This is a genomic window from Mariprofundus sp. NF, assembly GCF_013387455.1.
Taxonomy (GTDB): domain Bacteria; phylum Pseudomonadota; class Zetaproteobacteria; order Mariprofundales; family Mariprofundaceae; genus Mariprofundus.
This window is the reverse complement of sequence record NZ_VWNC01000009.1, coordinates 52,786-74,637: the sequence shown is the minus strand read 5'-3', so window position 1 is coordinate 74,637 and position 21,852 is coordinate 52,786. Positions and strand designations below refer to the sequence as shown.

Below are 21,852 nucleotides of genomic sequence, written 5' to 3'. Positions count from 1 at the left end.
GAACAGCCGCCTCAAGGAACTCGTGCATCGGCATAGAGGACTTACACAAAAACGAAAACAGGTTTTAGTGGCGGAACATTTGGCACAAAAAAGGAGGAAAAAACCAACACGAAATGTCACTTAACTCGCTATTACAGCTAATTATCCACCGCTGAATGAATTGAAGTCGATTTATGGGGACCGTTTACCAACTAGAGTTTTTTCTTTTCCATATGCTCATAACACATTGAAATAAAAGGCATTAATGTGGTGCATAAAATTTAGGCAGAAGCCAGAAAGAAGTCACCGTTATTGAAAAGTAATGATATGGGCTATTCTATCCACCAAGTTATCCACAGTTTCTGTGGATAGCTGTCAGAAGTCCTTTTTTTTCAACGCCTCCAGCGAAACCGGGGTGTGAACAGACCTGTCCGAGCAATTAATCGGTCGACTCTGCGAAGGGGCGCCAGAAGCGTTGCATCGCCTCAGTCGGTGTGAAATCGGGAAGATTCTCGTGCCACTGACGAATCAGGGCTGCATCCTCGGACATATCCAGAAGTCGGAAACCGGCTTCACCATGCTGACGTGTACCAACAGCATCACCGCCACCACGAATGGCCAGATCAGCTTCTGCCAGCTCCAGACCATCATGGGTATTCACCATCTTCTTCAGTCGCGCCATGGAGCCCTCTGAAGCCTCAGAACCAGCCACCAGCATGCAGTAGCCCTGCTCCGATGAGCGGCCTACCCGACCACGCAGCTGATGCAGTTGAGCAAGCCCGTAAGCCTCAGCCTGTTCAATCACAATCAGGCGCGCTTCAGGTACATTCACACCTACCTCCACCACCGTGGTGGAGACTAGGATTTTACACTCACCTGTAGAGAAGGCATTCAGGGCACCATTTTTATCTTTTCCTTTCATACGGCCGTGCAGACCGATCACATTGGCATCCGGAAAATAACCTTTGAGCAGCTCAACGCGCTGATCAACCGAGACACCATCCTCATCTTCATCAATGCGCGGCACGATCCAGTAGATACGCCCGTCGGCATCAAGAATACGCTGCATGCCATCGGCCATCGGTTTCATCTTCTCAGCAGCAATCACCCGCGTCTCAACAGGTTTTCTACCCGGTGGCATACCTCGCATAATCGAGAGATCCATATCGCCGTAGAGGGCGAGAGCAAGCGAGCGCGGAATCGGGGTGGCGGTCATACCAAGCAGGTGCACTGCCTTTTTCCCCTCATTCTGTTTTTCAGCCAGTGCCCAGCGCTGTTTAACACCGAAGCGATGCTGCTCATCCACCAGCGCCAGCGCCAGATGATCAAACAGCACATCCTCAGTGAGCAGCGCATGCGTACCGACAATCAGTTGCAACGCTCCACTCTGAAGTCGGGCCAGCATCTCGCGGCGCGCTTTGGCACGGGTGCTGCCGGTGAGCAGGGCAACCTCGATGCCAAGCGGTGAAAACAGCTCATGCAGTGTCTCAGCATGTTGATTGGCCAACACTTCAGTGGGTGCCAGCAGAGCCGCCTGCGCCCCACTGCCTGCTGCTCTGGCCATAGCAAGGGCTGCAATCCATGTTTTACCAGCCCCCACATCACCCTGCAGCAATCGGTGCATACGACTTCCCGATTGCAGGTCAGCTGAAATATCCGACCAGGCCGAGTTTTGCGCATCAGTAAGAGGAAAAGGAAAAGAGTCATGCAGAGCACTGCTCTGTTTTTCATCATTCAGACAAACGGCTGAGCAGACGGCGGCCTTTTTCTTCTGCCGCATCAGATGCAGATAGATAATAATCTCTTCGCTTTTCAACCGTGCCTCAGCCCGAACCAGCCCATCACGCCCCAACTCATCGGGATGGTGAATCCGTTTAAATGCTTCAATCAGAGTAGGAAAGTGGAACTGCTCTTGCAATAGAGCATCAAGAGGACTGCGAGCATTGGCAGGCATAAGCGAGAGAATCTGCCGGATAATGTTGCCGATGCGTTTGCCGCCCAGGCCGGCAAGGCTGGCGTAAACAGGTTGAAAACCGGGATTAAATGATTCAGTCACGCACCATTCGGGATGACTCATCTGCAGATAACCCTTCCAGTGCTCTGCCACACCACGCACAGATATCTCGCGTCCCTCGGAGAGTCGGGCATCGCTCATCATGTAACCGGAGTGGAAAAAATTGAGTGCAATCTGACCGGAATCATCAGCAAGTCTGATCATAACCTGCCGGTTACGACCGAAACCGCGCGCCTGCTTACTGATGATACGACCAATAATGCGGGAACTCACACCATCCTGAAGGTGGGCAATCGCAGAAACATGGCGATCATCCACGTAATCCTTGGGCAGATGCAGCAGCAGATCACCCATGCAAGCGATACCACGCGTCAACAACCGCTTTTCAAGCGCGGCACCTACCCCTGCAATGCGGGTCATCGGTTGAGCCAGAATATCGTACATCGCCTTATCTTGAACGATCAATGAGCTCTGCTCAACCCGCAAACAACCATCACGCTGAAGTTGTGACCAGCATTGGATCTATTACCTCGCATAGCCTCTATAACTGCTATAACCTCCGGCTTCTTAACGGAAAATTGCGATATATTTCGATTCATTGAAAAAACCGCCATTTTTTACTTGTATGCCGGGAAGCATTCACCTAAAGTGCGCCCCGTTTTCGGAGGTATAGTCAAATGGCAAAGCGTTGTGAAGTATGTGGAAAAGGCCCTATGTCAGGCAATAATGTCAGTCATGCGCATAATACGACTCGTCGTCGTTTTCTGCCTAACCTGCAGCAGGTCCGTGCAGTTGTTGAAGGTCAGACACGTAAAGTGAAGGTTTGCTCAAGCTGCCTGCGCTCCGGCAAGATTGTAAAAGCCGCCTGATTCAACACACTCAATTATAAAAAGGGCGCCTTTCGGGGCGCCCTTTTTGTTGTTCTTTAATTTTGTTGTGCTTTGAGTTGTTCCATTCGTTTAAACTACTTAATCTACAGTAGCGACCAGATCCATCTCTACTACAGCGCCCAAGGGCAGTGCTGACACAGCAACGGTAGCCCGGGCCGGACGATGATCACCCAACCAGTCAGCATAGATCGCATTGACGCGTGGAAAGTCGGCCATATCTGTAAGAAAGATATTCACCTTGAGAATATCACTCAACGATGCACCCGCCGCTTGCAGTACAGCAGATAGGTTTTTTGTCACCTGCAGTGCCTGTGCTTCAACATCATCAGCCACCAGCTTGCCTGCCTCCGGATCAAGTCCGATCTGACCTGATGCATAGAGCATGCCACCGGATAACACGGCCTGCGAATAGGGGCCGACTGCCTTAGGTGCATCATCTGAATGGATAATCTTGATTGAACTCATGTCTGTTTTTCCTTTTTATCTGTCGATTTTGATTGCCCTTTTCTACTAAAGAAATCACGCAGCGTTTCACCAAGAGCACGTGAAGAGCTCTCTTTATTCTCTCCCAGCCCCACCTGATTACGTCGACTTACCGTCACCACACCTTCGATCGATTTAAGCGCGCGCATCACCACAGCCAGATGTTTACGATCCTCCACCTCAACAAGGAAGAGCAGCACCGTCATCGAACCACCACGCTGTTTGAGCTTCAGATCGTCAATACCCGAAGAGGCATCGGCAATCGTTTTGGTCACCCTGGCCAGCATGCCACGCTCGTTATGGGCACGGACCTCAATGCCTGTTCTAAACAGCTGACCCGCCTCAAGTCCCCACTCCACCTCAAGCCAGTCTTTGTACTCCCTGTCGGAGACCTCAACACACTTGCGATGATGCAGAATCATGCCTTCGCCGGAGCTGAACTGGCCCAACACAGGATCACCGGGAATCGGATGACAGCACTCAGCAGGATGCATCAGCGAGCGTTTAAAACCACTGAGTTTCAACGGCAGCTTTCGCTGCTCCTGATCAACAGCGTTGAGCAGATCATGGATCGGTATATCACCGCGACCAAGCTGAATCTTCAATGCCTCCATATCGGCGCACTGCAGCTGTTTCAGAGCTTCCTTACTAACATCTTTTCTGCCCACAGACTCCTTGAGAATCTTCGCCCCCATACGAACACAGGTCTCCTTCTCCTGCCTTCTGAACCACTGGCGGATCGAGTGACGGGCACGCGGAGTCTTCACATACTGCAGCCACTGCCGGCTTGGCGACTGATCAGGGCTGGTCATAATCTCGATGGAGTCACCGTTTCTCAAACGGGTTGAGAAGTCAGCCATCTCACCGTTGATGCGAACGCCAATGCAATGGTGACCGATATCGGTATGCACGGTATAGGCGAAATCAAGTGGTCTTGCTCCACGCGGCAGCGCAAAGATGTCACCATCACGACTGAATACGTAGACCTCCTGCACAAACAGATCCAGACGCACATTTTCAAGAAACTCACTCGGATTATCAGCATCGTGCAGCAATTCGGTCAGCTGCTTCAGCCACTTAAAGCTATCGCCCTCGCCGCTGGCATCAGATCCCTCTTTATAGGCCCAGTGTGCAGCAACACCATCTTCAGCATAGGAGTGCATCGCTTCGGTACGAATCTGCACCTCGATACGGAAATTCTCAGGCCCGATCACGGTGGTATGCAGTGACTGATAACCATTGGGTTTTGGCAAGGCGATATAATCTTTAAAACGGCCGGGAACCGGACGATAGAGGCTGTGTACAATGCCCATGGCCTGATAACAGGTCACCATATCATCAACGATGACACGGAATGCCACCAGATCAAAAATCTGGTCAAAATCGACATGTTTACGCTGCATCTTCTCGTGAATACTGTAGAGGTGTTTCATGCGCCCCTGCACACGCGCCTTCAAACCGTGTCGCTGCAGCGCCTCCTGGATAATACTCTCCAGTCGTTCCCGGGTATGATTGAGCCCCTCAAGGCGCCCTGCCATTTCACCCAGCAGCTCTTTGTAGGCATCGCCTTCAAGGTAGGAGAAACCAAGATCTTCCATCTCCTGCTTAACCCAGTGAATACCCAGGCGGTGTGCCAATGGCGCATAGATCTGAATCGTCTCTTCAGCAATGGAGCGTCGTTTACGATCAGACATAAAACCGAGCGTACGCATGTTATGCAGGCGATCTGCCAGTTTGACGATCAGTACGCGCAGATCCTTGGCCGTAGCCAGAATCATCTTACGGAAATTTTCTGCCTGTTTGTGCTCTTTTGAGTTAAAATGGATCTGACCGATTTTGGTCACACCATCAACAAGCTGAGCTACATCTTCACCAAAATGGTGCTGGATATCATCCAGTGTGACACTGGTATCCTCAACGGTATCGTGCAGAAGGCCTGTCACCACGGTCGACTCATCCATACCAAGACTGGCTAGAATATCGGCTACGGCTAAGGGGTGGGTAATATAGGGTTCACCTGAGTTGCGCGCCTGCCCGGCATGGGCATGGGCGGCAAACACATAGGCGCGGTTGATCAGATCAAGATCAGCCTTCGGCGCATACGATGCTACTTGTTCGGTAATTTCAAATATGCGACTCAAAACTTAATGAGAATAGAGATCAGCTAAGAGTAAGCCGAAGCATAACTCAGGCTTCGCCCTCTTCATCGGCGAACTGATCCAGGCGACGACGCTCCTGATCATCCTGATCAAAGAGAACATCCCATGAGATATAACCATCACCCATCTCACGCAGAGCCTGAACGCTAGGTTTATCATTTTCGGTTTCCAGCATGGCAGGCATACCGTTAAGCAGCTGACGCGCACGCCTGGATGCAAGATGAACCATCTCAAAGCGATTAGGATAATAACGAATGCAATCTTCTACTGTTACGCGAGCCATACGGCTACCTCCAACTTCTATCAAAAAAAGCGCATCCTTGCGCCTTTTCAGATCACTCGAACACTCTGAACCTCAAAGCATCCCATAATAATGTCTTAAACCTATGAGAGGTTACACAAAATGCAACCATAGAACATGTTAGAGGCAGATATTACTGCAACAAGACCTGCAAACGCTGCAGAGAATCATCAAAGTTATCGTTCACAATCTGATAATGCGCTTCATCGGCATGAGCCATCTCCTGCTCAGCAGCGGCCACGCGGCGCTCGACAGTCTCCATATCATCCTGAGCTCTACTGGTGAGGCGACTCCTCAGCTCCTGCAGTGAAGGCGGCAGGATAAACAGCCGAATAGCGGCAGGTATCTTTTCAGCTACCTGCGCGGCCCCCTGCCAATCGATCTCCAGCAGCACATCGCGGCCACGCTGCATGATGACTTCAACATCAGATTGCCGGGTACCATACATATTGCCATGCACATTGGCCCACTCCAGGAAGGCCCCTGCTTCACACTGGTCTATAAACTCCTCTTTAGAGAGGAAATGGTACTCCCGCCCATCCACTTCACCCGGTCGCGGCTTACGTGTGGTGCATGATATAGTCAGTTGCAGCTGTGGTTGTGACTTCAACAGTGCGGCACAGAGGCTTGATTTACCTGCTCCTGATGGACCTGAAACAATAAACAGTCGTCCACTCATGCGACCTCCCCTATCAGACTCTCGTATTTGATCAGCAAAAGCTCTGCGGATTCAACGCGATCCGGATCCTGCGGAATACAATCAACCGGGCAGACCAACTGACACTGCGGCTCATTGAAATGACCTACGCACTCGGTACAGCGATCGGGATCAATCTCAAAGATCTCCTCACCCTCATAGATTGCAAGGTTGGGGCATTCAGGCTCACAGACCGCACAGTTGATACAGTCGTCAGTAATGATCAGGGCCATGCAAATCCTCCACTGGCGATAAAAGAGAGCTGAACACTAATAAGCAGAACAGACAAAAGCGAAGTCTTTTACCTGCAAATAGATCAGTTAGACGATTTTCCTATTTTCGAACAGGCAGATAGGTCATAGTCTACCCGCAGTCGAGGGAGTGGGAATCAGAGCATGCCAATAGATCAAAATAATCAACTTAAAGTTTATGCCGATCTGGTAGCCCTCTACCCGGATAATGAAAGCTATCTGAAAAAGTATGCCGAACTACTGCTGCAGACAAATAAACAGGCAACAGCTACCGAAATCCTGCGCCAGCTGCACAGCCGACTGATTGAGAAAGGTGAACATGAGCAGGCCGATGCTCTGGTCAGTGAATTTCCTCAGATCGGCCGCATACGCGACAGTAGTGACCCCCATGAAGATCGAATGGATCAGCTGCTGCCATCAACGATGCGTAACCGTTTATGGCTGCGACTGCACCAGCATAAACTGAGAGAGGGTCGTCATCTGATTCACCGCGGTGATCATGAAGAGACGGTTTATCTGGTTTGTGAGGGTGAACTGGCTGAATTTATCCGCAGCGAAGACGGCAAACCTGTGCTGTTGAACCTGATTGCCAGCGGCAATGTGGTGGGTGAAAGCTACCTCTTCACCCCCGGCCCACATAAGTCGGATATCGTGGCCAACAAAGATTCGGTTATTGCCAAGCTGCCTCGCAAGAAGATGCTGGCTGCGCTGGATAACCTGCCAAGCCTTAAAATTGCCCTGCAGCGCAAAGCCGATGCCCGCAGAATCACAGCACTGATCTCATCATCACCGCTACTGCAGAATGTACCGCTGGAGATGCGCAAGCATATGGCAGAAGCCAGTCACCTCAAACAGTACCCTGGTGGTGCCATGATTCATAAAGCGGGCGACAAACTTGATCATGTTGATCTGGTGGTCAAAGGGGTGGCCTGTTTTCAGATGCGCAATAACGACACCATCAAAGAGCTGAAAACACTGGTGCCGGGCTCATTTGTTGGTGAATCCTCAGCCATCCATGCTCAGGGCTGTCCTGCAGATATGGTTGCCAACAGCAGCGTCATTATCGCCCACATCCCCTACGCAGCATTCAAAAATGTGGTTGAGGCTTATCCCCCACTACGCAATGCTCTCTTTGCTTATGTGGAGAGAAATCAGTCACAGATTATGGGCCGACTCAACGAGCTGCAGACCCAACAACTTGATCAATAAATCAGCTTCACGCTTCAATCACTATTTGGAATTGTTATAATCAGAGGTTAAACAAGGTGCTGAATCAGTTCAGCGCCAGGAGATCAGCCGCGATCATGATCAGTAAATTCGATAATAATTTCGGTAATTGTCTCATCATCCAGTTCAGGATGATCTGCCCTTAACCAAGCATCTAGCTTCTCCACGCAGTAGCCGTTACATGTGTGCGGACGCAGAGGGTTCTTTGCATGGCAGCAGCTATCATTGCTCAGGCGAAACCTACAATTTTCAATCCGCTTCGTGTAATCAGGAGGATTCAACTTCATGCTGGAGACCATATACAAAAAAAGGGTAATGGTCCATTTCATTCATAGTAGCTGGTTTAGCCAAGCGTTATCAACAGGTTAGACTGTAACTCAGTCGCGCACCAGGCGAACGACTAACCAGCCGATAGCAACGGCCACAATGCCTGCGACGCGAATAGAGCGGGCCGGAATATCAGGAAGCCTGCGCATCATATCGATCATGCCTTGAGGAAAGAGGGCGTAAAACGCCCCCTCTATCACCAGCACCAGACCTAAAGCGGTCCAGAGATCATCCATGCGACAGTTTCCTGTTATCCGACTCTATTGTTTCCTGGACTGCTGGAAGAAGTTGAAGAATTCAGAATCCGGTGAGATCACCAGACGTGTATTCTCGTCAATCGATTTACGATAGCCCTCAAGCGAGCGGGTAAAGGCGTAGAACTTGGGATCCCTGTCATAAGCCTTGGCATAGATCGCTGTGGTCAAAGCATCAGCTTTACCACGAAGAATCTCGGACTGCTTATAGGCTTCAGCCAGAATAGTCTTCTGAGTCTTTTCAGCTGTGGCGCGAATCTCTTTGGCAGCCTCTTCACCCTCGGAGCGATACTCCTTGGCAATACGGTTACGCTCAGCTTTCATACGCTGGAACACTGCTTCCGAGTTCTCCTGGGGCAGATCAGCACGTTTGATACGCACATCAATAATGGTGATGCCGTAATCCTTGACGCCCTCATCAGCACGATCACGAATCGTCTGCATCAACTCAACACGCAGGGTCGCCTTGTCACCACCGGAGACGATCTCGTGCAGGGTATGCTGGCCCAGCACCTCACGTACTTTACCACGCACCACATCATCCATACGGGCAGCCACACCAGTCTGGGTACGTGCGACCTGATAGACCTTCAACGGATCGGTAATACGCCAGCGAGCATAGTTGTCCACCAGAATCGATTTTTTATCCTTGGTGATCACTTCATTGGGCGGCACATCACTCTCAAGCAGGCGAGAATCAAAAGTCTCCACGCTCTGCCATGGAAGTTTGAAATGCAGGCCTGCATCCTTCACAACATCCTTGGGATTACCGAACTGCAGCACCAGCGCCTGTTCACGCTGATCCACTACAAATGCACTCATGCCGATGATGGTGGCTACTGCCACCGCTACAATCGCTATCAGGGTCTGTTTCGGGCTCATCGCTTCACCTCCACCTTATTCTTCACTCGGTCGAGCGGAAGATACGGCAACACACTGCCAGCTACAGCGCCATCAATAATAATTTTGTCAGCACGACTTAATACTTCCTGCATGGTATCCATATAGAGACGTTTGCGGGTCACTTCAGGTGCAAGCCTGTAAGCAGTCAGGATACTATTAAAACGATCAGCTTCACCCTTGGCGCGTTCAACAACCGCTTTACCATAGGCTTCAGCATCAAGAACCATCTTCTTACCTTCACCACGGGCATTAGGAATAATATCGTTGGCATAGGCCTGAGCCTCATTCTTGGCACGCTCGCGATCCTCTCGCGCACTTGCCACATCCTTGAACTCTTTGATCACACGTTCAGGTGGCTGTACATCCTGCAACTTGACCGTACTTACCGAGATACCGGCTTCATAGCCATCAAGAATCTGCTGAATCAGACTCTGCGTCTCCACTTCCACTTCCGCTTTCTTGGTCGTCAGCACATCATCGATCAAGGTACGACCGATCACTTCACGAATTGCAGACTCACCCACATCACGCACCGTTTTGGTGGCGCTGTCGATATTAAAGAGGAAATCCTCAACACTTTTGATCTTGTATTGAATGATGAATGAGATATCGACGATATTTTCATCTTTGGTCAACATCAATGACTCATTAGCGCGTTTACGGATCGCACCATCAGAGAACTGACGGAAACCAATCTCCAGTCGTTGAACACGTGTTACAGGAAGTTTTTCAACCGTTTCAATCGGATATGGAATCGCCCAGTTCAAGCCCGGACCCTTGGTCGCCGCATGTTTACCGAAACGGAGAACTACGGCCTCCTCATCGGCTGCTACCATATAAAAGCCTGTCATTCCCCAGAACAGTACGACTGCCGCCAGCACACCGGAGATCAAACCTTTGCTCAGATTTGGAGCGCCACCGCCGGAAGTCGAACCACCACTGCCACCACCGAAGAAGCCGCCAAAGCGCTCCTGCAGGCGACGGATCACCTCATCGAGATCGGGAGGGGTCTGGTTACCACCACCGCTACCATTGCCGCGGTTACCCCACGGGTTCTGATTCTGATTGTTATCATTGTTGCTCCAGGGCATGCCTGACCTCCAAAGATTGTAGAGTGCGGGAGTGTAGCCAAGTGATTCAGCCATTGCATCCCCTACGTTTTACGGGGATTTATCTTGCCGCATATAAGCAGGTCTATTTACAGTTACTTTTGCAGTTTGCGAATCTTCATCTACACTCATTTTATGCACTCATTTATAATAAAGCAGAAATTCATATTTATCGGCATTGGCTGCGGCATCGCGGTATGGCTTCTCGATTCAGCCATCGATTCAGCCTTTTTCTCTCACGAACCCTTTCTCGAACAGCTGTTATCCCCTTCAACGTTTGAAATTTATATACGCAGTCTGCTGTTTATCCTGTTTCTGCTATTCGGTATTTATGCGCAGCTCTCCACCAACAAACTCGATATCTCCAATGCTCACCTGATGAAACTCTCCAGCGCCATCAACCAGACCGAGGAGGCGATCTGCATCACCGACAGGCATGGTGTTATCGAGTTTGTGAATCCCGCATTCACAAAACTCTCAGGCTTCACCATTGCAGAGGCCCTTGGCAAGCGGGCAAACATTCAGAAGAGCGGCAAACACGATGCCGTTTTTTACAGCGAGATGGCATCAACTATTGAGAGTGCCTGCACGTGGCAAAAAAGAATCATCAATAAGCGCAAGGATGGTTCACTCTATCCTGCCATGATGAGTATCTCCCCTATCCTCAATGGTCGAGGTGAGATCACCCACTTCATCGGCCTGCAACAGAATCTCGAGAGCCATGAAAAACTGGAGCAACAGTTCTATCAGGCCCAGAAGATGGAGGCTGTCGGCACGCTGGTTGGTGGTATCGCCCATGATTTCAACAACTCCCTGGCAGCCATTACCGGCAACATCTTCCTGATCAAGGATGAGATAGAAGATCGTCCCGAGATAGTTTCGCAGCTTGAAGGCATTGAGAATCTCGCTTTCTCAGCAGCTGAGATGATCCAGCAACTGCTCGCTTTTTCACGTCGTGGCACCATCACCATGCAACCGATCGGTCTTAATGGTTACCTGAAGGAGATAGGCAAGCTTCACAAAAGCAGCACGCCCGAACATATCAATTTTATCCTCGATATCTCCAGAGAGCCGATGACCATCTCCGGTGACATCCATCTTCTGCATCAGGTGATCCTGAATATGATCAATAACGCACGCGATGCTGTTGCAGAAACCAGTGAACCTGAGATTTGTCTTAAACTTGAGAAAATCAGCGTGACCGATGCATTCCGAAAACAACATCCTGATGCAGATGCCCCGGTTTATGCCTGTGTGAGCATTCGTGACAATGGTTGTGGCATCAGCAGAGAAGACCGCGAAAAAATCTTTGAACCGTTCTTCACCACCAAAGAAGTCGGCAAAGGCACAGGGCTGGGGCTCTCCATGGCACTCGGCGCAGTGCAAAGCCATGGCGGTTTTATCTCCACTGAACTGGACGGAGAGACACTGTTTAATGTCTACCTGCCGTTAACCGATCAGTCAGGCAGTAAGATAGCATTTGAGAAAGAGAGTACGTTGATCAGTGGCCATGGCGAGACCATCCTGCTGGTGGATGATGATCTTGGTCTGCTCACCACAGGACGCGAGATCCTGAAAAGACTGAATTACCAGGTTGTCACAGCAGCCGATGGTGCAATGGCTGTCGAGTTATACAAATCCTACAGAGAGCGCATCGACCTGATTATTATTGATGCTGTGATGCCTAAGCTGGGCGGTTCAGATGCACTGTTTGAAATTCGCAAAATCAACCCTGACGTCAAAGCCCTGTTTATCAGCGGTTATGATAAAATTGATCGTGCCGCAGGCAATTCAAACAGCGAAACAGAGATTCAGCTCTCCAAACCATTTGAAATCAGCACGTTCAGCCGTCTGATTCATGAACGTCTTCAGGACTCCTGAGGCTCCTTGATAACGCTGGAGAGCCCGACAACTGCAGCAGGAATCACGGCCAGATTAAGAACTGGCACCATCAGCATCAATGCGGCAAGGCCTGCAAAACCGAGATAGAACCAGCGCTTTTCATTCAGTCGTATTTTTCGTCCGGCAAAGTCCCAGTTTCGGCGCGAGGCCGGTGTATCAATCAACTCATACATCAGAAAACGAACACAGCCATAACTCCAGATTGCAGTGGCCACTGGTGGTAACCAGAAAAAGAGTAGTGCTGCCCCACCCCACAGCAGCAGCCCCAGCAGTGGTCGCAGAGAGTTGGTCAGGCTCTGTAGCACCAGTGTCAGCCATGGGACAGGTTCGGGGCGCACCGACTGCCCGGATATCATCTCTGTACGCCCGGCCAGCTCATCCAGCCACGGTGCCACCGCTGCCGAACCAAGTGTCACATAGGCAATTGCGCCACTGATCAAGGCCAGCAGCAGGGCCAGCAGCCAGACAAACCATGAGAGCAGCTGCCAGTACCAGGCATCACCTTGCGGAATCCACAGCGTAGCAAGATAGTCGACACCCCAGAAGGCCGCCGTGGAGAGCAGCACCATAAATAGAAACAGCAGACCCAGCATGCGCCACAACAGTGCCCGCAACTCACTGCGTTGAAAGAGAAGTTTCAGTCCTGCCAGAAAAGCCAATGCACCTTTAATCATCCATTCAACTCCAGATCATCCAGTATCTTTTCGGCCGCGGCCAGATCATCCTCATCGACAAGGATGCGCGCATCCATCACACCCGGTAGCGGCATCAAGGCCTGCATGCCACTGTTCTCAACACGAAAACAGATTGATCTGGATGCCAGTGCATCACAAATCACCTGCAACATGACCTGATCGGAAACTATCATTAATTCAACCATGTGGCAGAGCATAGAGCCTGCTCAGGCAAAATCCAAATGCAGTAACCAATCAATCCCACTTATCTTTTAGGGAAGCTCTGAATAACTACGTCCATGTAGTTTTTCAGAACGCGAAGGTAAAAGCGTGGTTTTGCCTTCGCTTACAAAATCAAGCACTTACTTTGCATGATTTTGGCAAGCCATCCATGGCTTGCAATGGATGTTCTGACTTTTCCAGAGCATCCTTAGGCTTGACAGATTCCGGTCAGCCATGACGATTGCCGATATGCCTGATCAAAACTTAGATACCCCTCCAGTCTCCATTGAAACCCTTCAATCCGTCCTTTCGCACATGCTTCCGGCCGGTGCCGACGATGGTGACCTCTACCTTGAACATAGTGTTTCAGAATCACTGGCACTTGAAGAGGGACGCGTCAAACATGTCTCTGCATCCACCCATCAGGGGCTTGGTGCACGTGTCATTAAAGGCGAAGCGGCAGGTCACGCCTTTACAGACCGCCTTGATTCTGATGCCCTGATGCAGGCTGCAGGTTCGGCTCGTGCCATTGCCGAGAGTGGTCAGCAGCGGCCTCCTGTCGCTATTCACAAAGCCACGCCACCCCCCCTGCTCTATGAGGGCAGCAATCCGGCTGCAGGACTCGACTTCACCCAACGCAAAACGCTGCTTGAGCGGCTGGATCAGCTGGCCAGAAGCCTCGATCCACGTGTTAAACAGGTCTTTGCCAACGTCTCATCCTCATTCTCCGATATTCATATTGTGCGCATGGATGGCGCGTTCATTCATGATGCCAGACCACTGGTGCGGCTGAATGTATCGGTCGTGGTTGAGCAGAACGGCAAACGCGAAACCGGCAGTGCCGGTGGCGGCGGCCGCTTCTCACTGCACCGCTTCACTGATGATGATCAGGCTGAAGAGCTGGTGCGCAAGGCGGTACGCTTAGCCCTGTTGAATCTCGATGCCCATGATGCGCCGGCTGGCACCATGCCGGTGGTACTTGGCCCCGGCTGGCCCGGCATTCTGCTGCATGAAGCGATCGGCCATGGCCTTGAGGGTGATTTCAACCGCAAGGGAACCTCCGTATTCTCCGATAAGCTTGGCCAACGCGTTGCCGCCAAGGGTATTACCGTGGTTGATGATGGCACCATCGCCGAGCGCCGTGGTTCGCTCAATGTCGATGATGAAGGCACCTCCAGCCAGCGCAATATACTGATTGAGGATGGTATCCTGACCGGTTATTTGCTGGATCGGCAGAATGCCCGTCTGATGGGCAAGGCCTCCACCGGCAACGGTCGCCGAGAATCCTATGCCCATCCGGTGCTGCCACGTATGACCAACACCTTTATGTTAGCCGGCAGTGATTCACCCGATGATATCCTCAGCTCCCTCGATAAAGGGATCTATGCCGTCAACTTTGGTGGCGGTCAGGTTGATATCACCTCGGGTAAATTTGTATTCACCACCTCGGAAGCCTACTACGTGGAGAACGGCAAGATTCAGTACCCGGTTAAAGGGGCAACGCTGATCGGCGCTGGCCATGAAGTGCTGCAGAAGGTCTCGATGATCGGCAACGATCTGGAACTTGATCCCGGTGTCGGCACATGCGGTAAAGGCGGCCAGTCGGTACCTGTCGGTGTGGGACTGCCTACCCTGCGCATTGATGAGTTAACCGTAGGAGGAACTGAAGCATGAGCCACTCTGACACCATTAAATCGATCAGTGGCCATGCAGAACGTCTGGTTGCATGTGCCAAACAAGCCGGAGCCATCTATGTCGATGCACTGGCGGTCTGTGATACCGGTGACTCGGTAAGTATCCGCAACGGTGCCGTTGAGTCGGTTGAACGCGAGGATGCACAGGGCATGGGGCTGCGCGCCTTTGTTGAAACCGGTAGAGGACTGGCCTTTGCCACCGCCTCAAGCTCCGACCTCTCTGAGGCAGGTCTGAAAAGACTTGCTGATCAGGTTGTGGCCATGGCCAGGATCTCAGAACCCGATCCCGATGCAGTTCCACCTGTTGGTGCAGACCACCCGAATGCAGATGAACTGGCTGCATGGCGTGCCCGCTATCCCGATCAGGATCACGGCTGGAGTATTGAGAAAGCGCGTGATGCAGCGATGCAGTGCGAAGAGATCGCCCGCAACTACTCAGCAGAGATCAGTAATTCAGAGGGAGCCGATGCAAGCTTTGGCAGCAGCCATGTTGCCTACGCCTCCAGTGATGGTTTTGCAGCCGATTATGCCAAATCCTCAGCTTCACTCAGTGTTTCAGTGATTGCAGGCAGTGGTGAAGGGATGCAGCGCGATTACGCCTGGCACCGCGCCTTTCACGCTTCCGATCTGAAAACTCCGGAAATGATCGCTCACGAAGCAGCCAAACGTGCGATTGCTATGCTCAACCCCGGCAGCATGGAGAGTGGGCGCACCACCGTCATCTTTGAACCACGCACTGCCACCTCGATGCTCGGTCATCTGATCGGAGCCATTAACGGGCGTGCTGTCCTGCAGGAGCGCACCTTTCTTGCCGACGCATTAAACCAATCGATTTTCCCCGAGTTTGTCCGCATTGAAGATAACCCGGATCACCCCGATGGCATGGGTAACCGCCTGTTTGATGGCGAAGGCACCCGTTGTACTGGCCGTAACATTATCGATCATGGGCGCCTGAACTGCTTTCTCACCGACCGTTATACCGCCAAACGCCTCAAACAACCGGAGACCGGTAGTGCCATGCGCGGCCTGACCGGTGATATCGGTATCGGCTCCTCCAACCTGATCTGGCATCCTGGCCAGCAGACGCAGGAGCAGATGTTTGCAGAGATCGGCAACGGCCTGCTGGTCACCGAAATGATCGGTTTCGGCGTTAATGGTGTTACCGGTGACTACTCACGCGGTGCAGCAGGCTTCCTGATTGAGAATGGTAAAATCGTTCGGCCGGTATCCGGCATCACCATTGCCGGAAACCTGAAAGAGATGTTTGCCAATATCGAGATGGTCGGCTCCGACCTGACCTGGTTCGGCTCTTCTGCCGTACCGAGCATTGCCATCTCCGGCATGACCGTCGCAGGTCAGTAAAGACTGCTTTTCACCACGAAGAACGCAGAGTACACGAAGATACAAAGAAGCGTTAGATAGGGAGTAATAGCTTTCAATATTCACTGTAAATGAGATGCATGACGAAATTCTTTCCAATTTTTATGGTTCTTTTCTTCCTGCTCTCTGTGTCCTTCGTGGTTAATACCTTTTTAGATTTCAGATAGGAGTTGATCCATCATCGATTCGGCTTGTGCGGCGTAACCACCAGCGAAGAGATTGGCGTGATTGAGGATGTGATAGAGATTGTAGAGTGTTTTACGCACTCTGTATCCAGTATCCAGCTGCCATGAATCATTGTATGCCGCATAAAACTCGGTGCTAAAACCGCCAAACAGTTCAGTCATGGCGACATCGGCCTCACGGTCACCGTAATAGACGGCCGGATCAAAGATCAGCGGCTGCCCCTGCTCATCAAAGGCAGCATTACCACCCCAGAGGTCACCATGCAGCAGTGAAGGCTGCGGTGAATAGTCGGTGAAAAAGCTATCGAGATCGGCAAGCAGGCGTTCACCCTTGGACTGCAGTGAACCGGTGAAGCCGTTTCTGGCGGCAAGATCGAGTTGGAATTTCAGACGATTGTCGCGATAGAAATCCACCCAGCTATCCGACTCCGTGTTAATCTGCGCCGTTGAGCCGATGGTGTTGTCGCGATACCAGCCGAAACTGCTGTCACTATTCCGGTGCAGGGCAGCCATCTGCAGACCAAGCAGCCGTTGGGAAGTGCTCTCACCGCTGCCAAGATTAATATACTCACTCACCAGCCAGCTGTGCCCTGCTCCACTGCCTGTGGTTACCGCCAACGGCACCCGTATGGCGTTGGCAGCGACCAGCTCATCAAGACCGTCAGACTCTGCCTCAAACATCGACAGTGACGAAAGTGTGTTGAGTTTGACAAAATAGGGTACCCCCTCTTCTGTGTTGACCCGATATGCCGAATTGATACTGCCGCCGGAGAGTGCGTGTGAATCAGTGATTGCACCACAGCCAGTGATATTGTGCAGCGACTCGGAGATCAGGCTCCAGAGTTCAGCTGAGGCGACCATGCCGAAGATGCCTTTTGCGCCAACGTTTCACCACCATCCGGCGCCAGGCGATCTGAATACCGAAGAAACCGAGCAGCGCCGATACAATACCAAGCACCAGACAACCAATCAGGAACGGTGCCCAGATCAGTGACATCTCATGCTGCAACCAGGCAAATGAGAGCTCCATTTCAAAATGTTGCAGCTCTTCACCGAGTAGCCACGCGCCCAGCTTATAGGCGCCATAAAACATCGGCGGCATGGTGAGCGGATTGGTCAGCCAGACCAGCACAATTGAGAGTGGAAGATTGGCATGAAAGAGGATAGCACCACCGGCAGCCAGCACCATCTGAAATGGCACCGGCACCCAGGCAAAGAAGAGACCGACAGCGAAGGCTTTAGCAACAGAGTGACGATTCATATGCCACAGTGCCGGATTATGCAGAAGCGTGCCGAAGCAGCGCAGATGTTTGTGCTCTCTGATCTTTTTATGATCAGGCATAATCTTTTTCAGTAGCCGTCTTGGCACCCTAGCCTCCCCTCACCTTCATGGCGGTTAAGGATGCTCCGAAGCGATTAAATTTTCCACAAAATCGATTCCTAATCCATACGCGGAAAGATCGGACTCGGCTTGGCGCACTGATGCCCGGCTTTTAGAAGACCCCAGCCACCCTGTTCAGCATATAAGATCGTTTCGATATCAACTTCCCGGTTATAAATCTGAGAAAGCATAAGCCCCATCTTGGTCGGCATGAATGGCAGAAGCTGTAGCGCTACCAGACGCAGTGTCTCCACCAGATGGTAAAGCACGGTGTTCAGACGTTTGTCATCGCCCTGCTTGGCCAGTGCCCAGGGCGCGCTCTCTTCGACATAGCGGTTACCATGACGCACCACAACGCTGATCCGCTCAATGGCCAGATGAAATGCCTGTCGATCAAGCGCCTCAGCCACATCAACCTGCATGCCATTCACATCAGCAATCAGCGCCCGATCAGCGTCTGTCAGTTCATCCACCTCAGCAAGGACACCATCACGATACTTGTTCAGCATCGCCAGTGATCGGTTCAGAAGGTTGCCGACATCATTGGCCAATTCGGAGTTATAGCGCTGTTTGAGCGCAGTAAATGAGAAATCCCCATCATGCCCAAACGGCACTTCGCGCAGCAGGAAGTAACGAATCACATCGGCATCATATTCAGCCAGCAGATCGGCAGGACGCAGCGCATTGCCTTTTGATTTACTCATTTTCTCGCCTTCGACAGTCCACCAGCCATGCGCATAGACACGCTTAGGCAGCGGCAGATCTGCTGCCATCAGCATCGCACACCAATAGACGGCATGAAAACGGAGAATATCTTTACCGATCAGTTGAACATCAGCAGGCCAGTGCTCCGGCACCTCCTGATCAGGGAAGCCCAGACCGGAGAGGTAGTTGGTCAGCGCATCGATCCAGACATAGATCACATGCTTCTCATCACCGGGTACAGGCACGCCCCATGAGAAGGTGGTGCGGGATACGGAGAGATCCCTCAAACCACCCTCAACAAAGCTGAGCACCTCATTACGGCGTGAGAGCGGCATAATAAAATCATCATTGGCTTTGATATGTTCAACAAGACGATCCTGAAAAGCGCTCAGGCGGAAAAAGTATGACTCCTCCTGAATCTTCTCCACTTCCCGTTTACAGTCCGGACAGCCTTTGGATTCCCAGCACTCGGCATCTTTGAGCTGAGTTTCAGTCCAGTAACTTTCACATGGTACGCAGTACCAGTCTTCATAGAAATCTTTGTAGATCGCACCGGCATTTTCAAGCCTGCGCCACATCGCCTGCACACCCTTCTTATGGCGCTCGGAACTGGTACGGATAAAATCATCATTACTGATGGAGAGTTCAGGCCATAGGCTCTCGTAACGCGCCACCACCTGATTGGCCAACTCAATCGGCTCAATGCCACGCGCTTCCGCCGCCTGCTGCACCTTTTGCCCATGCTCATCCACGCCGGTCAGAAAGAAGACGTTCTCACCGCTCAGACGTTTAAAACGGGCCAGCACATCGGCTGCAATCGTGGTGTAGATATGGCCAAGATGCGGCTCATCATTCACATAATAGATCGGGGTGGTAACGTAGTAATTTCCCATGCTGTGGACCATTCTCCTGATGAGGCGCTATTCATAACTTCCTGTTGTTAACGCCAGGTACGGTCGCACTCTAACCCGCTTGGCGATGAATCCTAGCCTCGATTACCTACGTTGAAGTTCGCAGTGCAGCACGCAGCTCCAGCACATTGGAGAGAAGTGTGGGTGCAGCACGAAGAGACTGTCGAATCACCTCACCCGGCCAGCGCAGACAAGCCTTCACGGCCAAGTGAACCGCCTCGAAGGCCTCAAAACCGCTGCTTTGGGGCTGCTGTAGTCTCGGATAGAGAGGTTGCAGCAGCGCCCGGATAATCAATTCGTGTGGCACCGTTGCCACATTGGATCTACACCAGTTATCAATCTTGCCGATATCGGCCTGACTCAGGTCTTCAACCAGTCTCTGCCACTCCGCCAGAGCCTTGGCCACCGAGCTATCCTCAAGGCAACGCACTGAACCCGGACAACCATCGGCCAGTTGAACGGCCAGCCCGATCGTCTCTGCATCCAGCCTGGATGCCAGCACACTACGCACATCATCTTCTGTCAGTGGAGAACAGTGCTGCATTAAGCAACGGGAACGAACTGTAGCAGGCAACTTCATAGCATCAGCACAGACCATCAACAGCACACTACCCGGAGATGGTTCTTCCAACCCCTTCAACAACGCATTAGCAGCCTGATGATTCAGCCGGTCGGCATCATCCAGAATCACCACCCGGTTTTCACTCTCGGCACCACTGAGAGAGAGAAAACCGAGCATCTCCCGTACCTGAGCAATGGAGATATCACGTTTCTTCTCTTCAAGACCAACAGAGATGAGATCTGGATGGGAACCTGCGTTTAACATCTGACAGCCATGGCAGACTCCGCATGCCGAATGCGTTTCACACATCAGCATTGCAGCCAGTTTCTCTGCCAATGCAAACTTACCGATACCGCGAACCCCATGCAGCAACCATGCGTGATGCATATGATTGCGACGCATCGCATCAGCAAAACGCTCCTCAACGGCCTGATGGCCTAATAGCTCTATCACGAAAAACGTCTCTGTAACAACAATTCCACCTGCTCCTTCACACCCTTGATATCCCGGCTTGCATCAATACGAACAATGCGCCCCTCATCAGCATCAAACTGAGCGGCAAATGCCGCCGCTACCCGTTCATGGAATGAGATCGCCTCATCATCCAGACGCGTAGGTTTCTCACCCGCTTCAGCGCGCTTTTTCATACGCTCTGCAGCAATGGCAACAGGCAGATCAAACCAGAGTGTCAGGGCCGGGCTTACGCCACACTCAGCAAAGTTGAGCATCTCTTTCAGATTGGTCGCACCATCACCCAGCTTTCGTGCTGCCAACTGATAAGCCAAAGTAGAGTCTGAATAACGATCACATAACACCCATGCACCGGACTCAAGGGCAGGCTGAATCACCTCGCGCACATGCTGGGCACGATCAGCCAGAAACAGCAGCAGTTCAGACTCAGCAACCGGTACAAACTCACCTGCCAGCAGCAGTCTGCGAATCTCCTTGCCCAGTGCTGTATCACCCGGCTCAAAGGTGCAAACCACCTTTTCACCACGCGCCTCTAGCCACGCAGCAGCAAGTTTGAGCTGCGTGCTCTTACCGCAACCGTCCACACCCTCAAATGTAATAAGTCTGTTCACAGAAGCCTGCCCCCTACCGTAGAGAGCTTAACGCTGCTCAATAGCGCCCATTTCGTAAACCAGCGAATTTTGATTTTGAAATTTTACAATTTCTTTGCACTCATTTTACAGAGCCAATGCACTCACGCACATTTCAGCCGTTAGCGTTCTCCATATGAGGGAAACCATCCCGCAGGAGAATAAGATGAAACGAATGATTACCGCAGCCCTACTGACCTCAGCTCTGCTTGCCGCTCCTCTGGCACAGGCCGCCTCCTATCAGGATCGCTCTATGGCCACCGGCGCCATCGTCGGTGCAACAACCGGTGCCGTCGTAGGCTCCAGTAACAATCAGGTCGTTGAAGGCGCAGTTTTCGGCGCAGTTCTGGGCACCATTGCCGGAGCACTGTTCGCAAGTCAGCACCAGCCAGCTTATGTTGTTCAACAGCAGCCACGCGCACACTACAGGCCGATCGCACATCGCTCCGAGCATCGTGTGCATAGGCCATCATACAGTCGTAACCATGATCGCAATCGCAGCCACAGGCATGAGCGTGGTGAGAGAGACTAAAAGTAACCAG

General features: G+C 51.7%; 23 protein-coding genes. 6 read left to right on the top strand and 17 right to left on the bottom strand.

The features are described from left to right. Nucleotides 1-418: 418 nt before the first annotated feature. A complete protein-coding gene (locus tag F3F96_RS11535; RefSeq protein WP_176963434.1) occupies nt 419-2,437 on the bottom strand; it encodes an ATP-dependent DNA helicase RecG in 2,019 nt (672 codons plus the stop codon). Between the two features lie 233 nt (nt 2,438-2,670). Between F3F96_RS11535 and rpmB the strand changes: the two genes are divergently transcribed. After that, nucleotides 2,671-2,862: a 50S ribosomal protein L28 gene (rpmB, locus tag F3F96_RS11530; protein WP_176963423.1), complete on the top strand. Its 192-nt coding sequence runs from the start codon at nt 2,671-2,673 to the stop codon at nt 2,860-2,862. A 99-nt stretch (nt 2,863-2,961) separates the two neighbouring features. Here rpmB and F3F96_RS11525 read toward each other — a convergent pair whose 3' ends face one another. The 5 genes from F3F96_RS11525 to F3F96_RS11505 all read right to left on the bottom strand — a co-directional run bounded on the left by F3F96_RS11525 (nt 2,962) and on the right by F3F96_RS11505 (nt 6,756). Beyond that, nucleotides 2,962-3,348, bottom strand: coding sequence for a RidA family protein (locus tag F3F96_RS11525; protein WP_176963422.1), 387 nt, complete (start codon nt 3,346-3,348; stop codon nt 2,962-2,964). Further along, entirely contained in the window at nt 3,345-5,507 is a 2,163-nt protein-coding gene (locus F3F96_RS11520) for a bifunctional (p)ppGpp synthetase/guanosine-3',5'-bis(diphosphate) 3'-pyrophosphohydrolase (protein WP_176963421.1), read from the bottom strand. The genes F3F96_RS11525 and F3F96_RS11520 overlap by 4 nt, the downstream gene beginning before the upstream one ends. A gap of 46 nt (nt 5,508-5,553) precedes the next feature. Beyond that, on the bottom strand, nt 5,554-5,808 hold the full coding sequence (gene rpoZ, locus F3F96_RS11515) for a DNA-directed RNA polymerase subunit omega (protein ID WP_176963420.1): 255 nt from the start codon (nt 5,806-5,808) through the stop codon (nt 5,554-5,556). Between the two features lie 151 nt (nt 5,809-5,959). After that, entirely contained in the window at nt 5,960-6,505 is a 546-nt protein-coding gene (gmk, locus tag F3F96_RS11510; protein WP_176963419.1) for a guanylate kinase, read from the bottom strand. Continuing rightward, a complete protein-coding gene (locus F3F96_RS11505; protein ID WP_176963418.1) occupies nt 6,502-6,756 on the bottom strand; it encodes a YfhL family 4Fe-4S dicluster ferredoxin in 255 nt (84 codons plus the stop codon). The genes gmk and F3F96_RS11505 overlap by 4 nt, the downstream gene beginning before the upstream one ends. A gap of 162 nt (nt 6,757-6,918) precedes the next feature. On the opposite strand from F3F96_RS11505, the gene F3F96_RS11500 reads away from it, so the two are divergent. Then, a complete protein-coding gene (locus F3F96_RS11500; RefSeq protein ID WP_176963417.1) occupies nt 6,919-7,983 on the top strand; it encodes a cyclic nucleotide-binding domain-containing protein in 1,065 nt (354 codons plus the stop codon). Between the two features lie 83 nt (nt 7,984-8,066). Here the strand turns inward: F3F96_RS11500 and F3F96_RS11495 are convergent, their stop codons facing one another. The 4 genes from F3F96_RS11495 to hflK form a co-directional block, all read right to left on the bottom strand. Beyond that, complete coding sequence (locus F3F96_RS11495) at nt 8,067-8,288, bottom strand: hypothetical protein (protein ID WP_176963416.1); 222 nt, start codon at nt 8,286-8,288, stop codon at nt 8,067-8,069. A 90-nt stretch (nt 8,289-8,378) separates the two neighbouring features. Next, nucleotides 8,379-8,564, bottom strand: a complete 186-nt coding sequence (locus F3F96_RS11490) for a DUF2065 domain-containing protein (protein WP_176963415.1) — start codon at nt 8,562-8,564, stop codon at nt 8,379-8,381. A gap of 24 nt (nt 8,565-8,588) precedes the next feature. Further along, nucleotides 8,589-9,464, bottom strand: a complete 876-nt coding sequence (hflC, locus tag F3F96_RS11485; RefSeq protein ID WP_176963414.1) for a protease modulator HflC — start codon at nt 9,462-9,464, stop codon at nt 8,589-8,591. Next, a complete protein-coding gene (gene hflK / locus F3F96_RS11480) occupies nt 9,461-10,576 on the bottom strand; it encodes an FtsH protease activity modulator HflK (protein WP_176963413.1) in 1,116 nt (371 codons plus the stop codon). Before hflK ends, hflC begins: the two co-directional genes overlap by 4 nt. A 153-nt stretch (nt 10,577-10,729) precedes the next feature. On the opposite strand from hflK, the gene F3F96_RS11475 reads away from it, so the two are divergent. After that, the gene (locus F3F96_RS11475; RefSeq protein ID WP_176963412.1) at nt 10,730-12,475 is read left to right on the top strand and encodes an ATP-binding protein; all 1,746 of its coding nucleotides are present in this window, start codon (nt 10,730-10,732) and stop codon (nt 12,473-12,475) included. Here the strand turns inward: F3F96_RS11475 and F3F96_RS11470 are convergent. Both F3F96_RS11470 and F3F96_RS11465 read right to left on the bottom strand, forming a co-directional pair. Continuing rightward, nucleotides 12,463-13,170, bottom strand: coding sequence for an EI24 domain-containing protein (locus tag F3F96_RS11470; protein ID WP_176963411.1), 708 nt, complete (start codon nt 13,168-13,170; stop codon nt 12,463-12,465). The genes F3F96_RS11475 and F3F96_RS11470 overlap by 13 nt on opposite strands. Beyond that, nucleotides 13,167-13,376 carry a putative signal transducing protein gene (locus tag F3F96_RS11465; RefSeq protein WP_176963410.1) on the bottom strand — a complete coding sequence of 70 codons (210 nt, stop codon included), beginning with the start codon at nt 13,374-13,376 and terminating at the stop codon, nt 13,167-13,169. Before F3F96_RS11465 ends, F3F96_RS11470 begins: the two co-directional genes overlap by 4 nt. Nucleotides 13,377-13,641: 265 nt before the next feature. Between F3F96_RS11465 and tldD the strand changes: the two genes are divergently transcribed. Next, nucleotides 13,642-15,066 carry a metalloprotease TldD gene (tldD, locus tag F3F96_RS11460; RefSeq protein WP_241697808.1) on the top strand — a complete coding sequence of 475 codons (1,425 nt, stop codon included), beginning with the start codon at nt 13,642-13,644 and terminating at the stop codon, nt 15,064-15,066. Beyond that, nucleotides 15,063-16,448, top strand: a complete 1,386-nt coding sequence (locus F3F96_RS11455) for a TldD/PmbA family protein (RefSeq protein ID WP_176963408.1) — start codon at nt 15,063-15,065, stop codon at nt 16,446-16,448. The genes tldD and F3F96_RS11455 overlap by 4 nt, the downstream gene beginning before the upstream one ends. Nucleotides 16,449-16,618: 170 nt before the next feature. Here F3F96_RS11455 and F3F96_RS11450 read toward each other — a convergent pair whose 3' ends face one another. From F3F96_RS11450 to tmk, 5 genes are all read right to left on the bottom strand, one after another. Next, entirely contained in the window at nt 16,619-17,512 is an 894-nt protein-coding gene (locus F3F96_RS11450) for a fructosamine kinase family protein (RefSeq protein WP_176963407.1), read from the bottom strand. Next, on the bottom strand, nt 17,496-18,020 hold the full coding sequence (locus F3F96_RS11445; protein ID WP_176963406.1) for a DUF2062 domain-containing protein: 525 nt from the start codon (nt 18,018-18,020) through the stop codon (nt 17,496-17,498). The genes F3F96_RS11450 and F3F96_RS11445 overlap by 17 nt, the downstream gene beginning before the upstream one ends. Before the next feature lie 71 nt (nt 18,021-18,091). Continuing rightward, nucleotides 18,092-19,630, bottom strand: coding sequence for a methionine--tRNA ligase (gene metG, locus F3F96_RS11440; protein WP_176963405.1), 1,539 nt, complete (start codon nt 19,628-19,630; stop codon nt 18,092-18,094). Between the two features lie 106 nt (nt 19,631-19,736). Next, nucleotides 19,737-20,663 (bottom strand): AAA family ATPase, encoded by a 927-nt coding sequence (locus F3F96_RS11435; RefSeq protein WP_370465545.1) that lies wholly within the window; start codon nt 20,661-20,663, stop codon nt 19,737-19,739. Next, on the bottom strand, nt 20,660-21,292 hold the full coding sequence (tmk, locus tag F3F96_RS11430; RefSeq protein WP_176963404.1) for a dTMP kinase: 633 nt from the start codon (nt 21,290-21,292) through the stop codon (nt 20,660-20,662). Before tmk ends, F3F96_RS11435 begins: the two co-directional genes overlap by 4 nt. Nucleotides 21,293-21,476: 184 nt before the next feature. Here tmk and F3F96_RS11425 point away from each other — a divergent pair, with 184 nt between their 5' ends. After that, entirely contained in the window at nt 21,477-21,842 is a 366-nt protein-coding gene (locus F3F96_RS11425; RefSeq protein WP_176963403.1) for a glycine zipper domain-containing protein, read from the top strand. Nucleotides 21,843-21,852 lie beyond the last annotated feature (10 nt).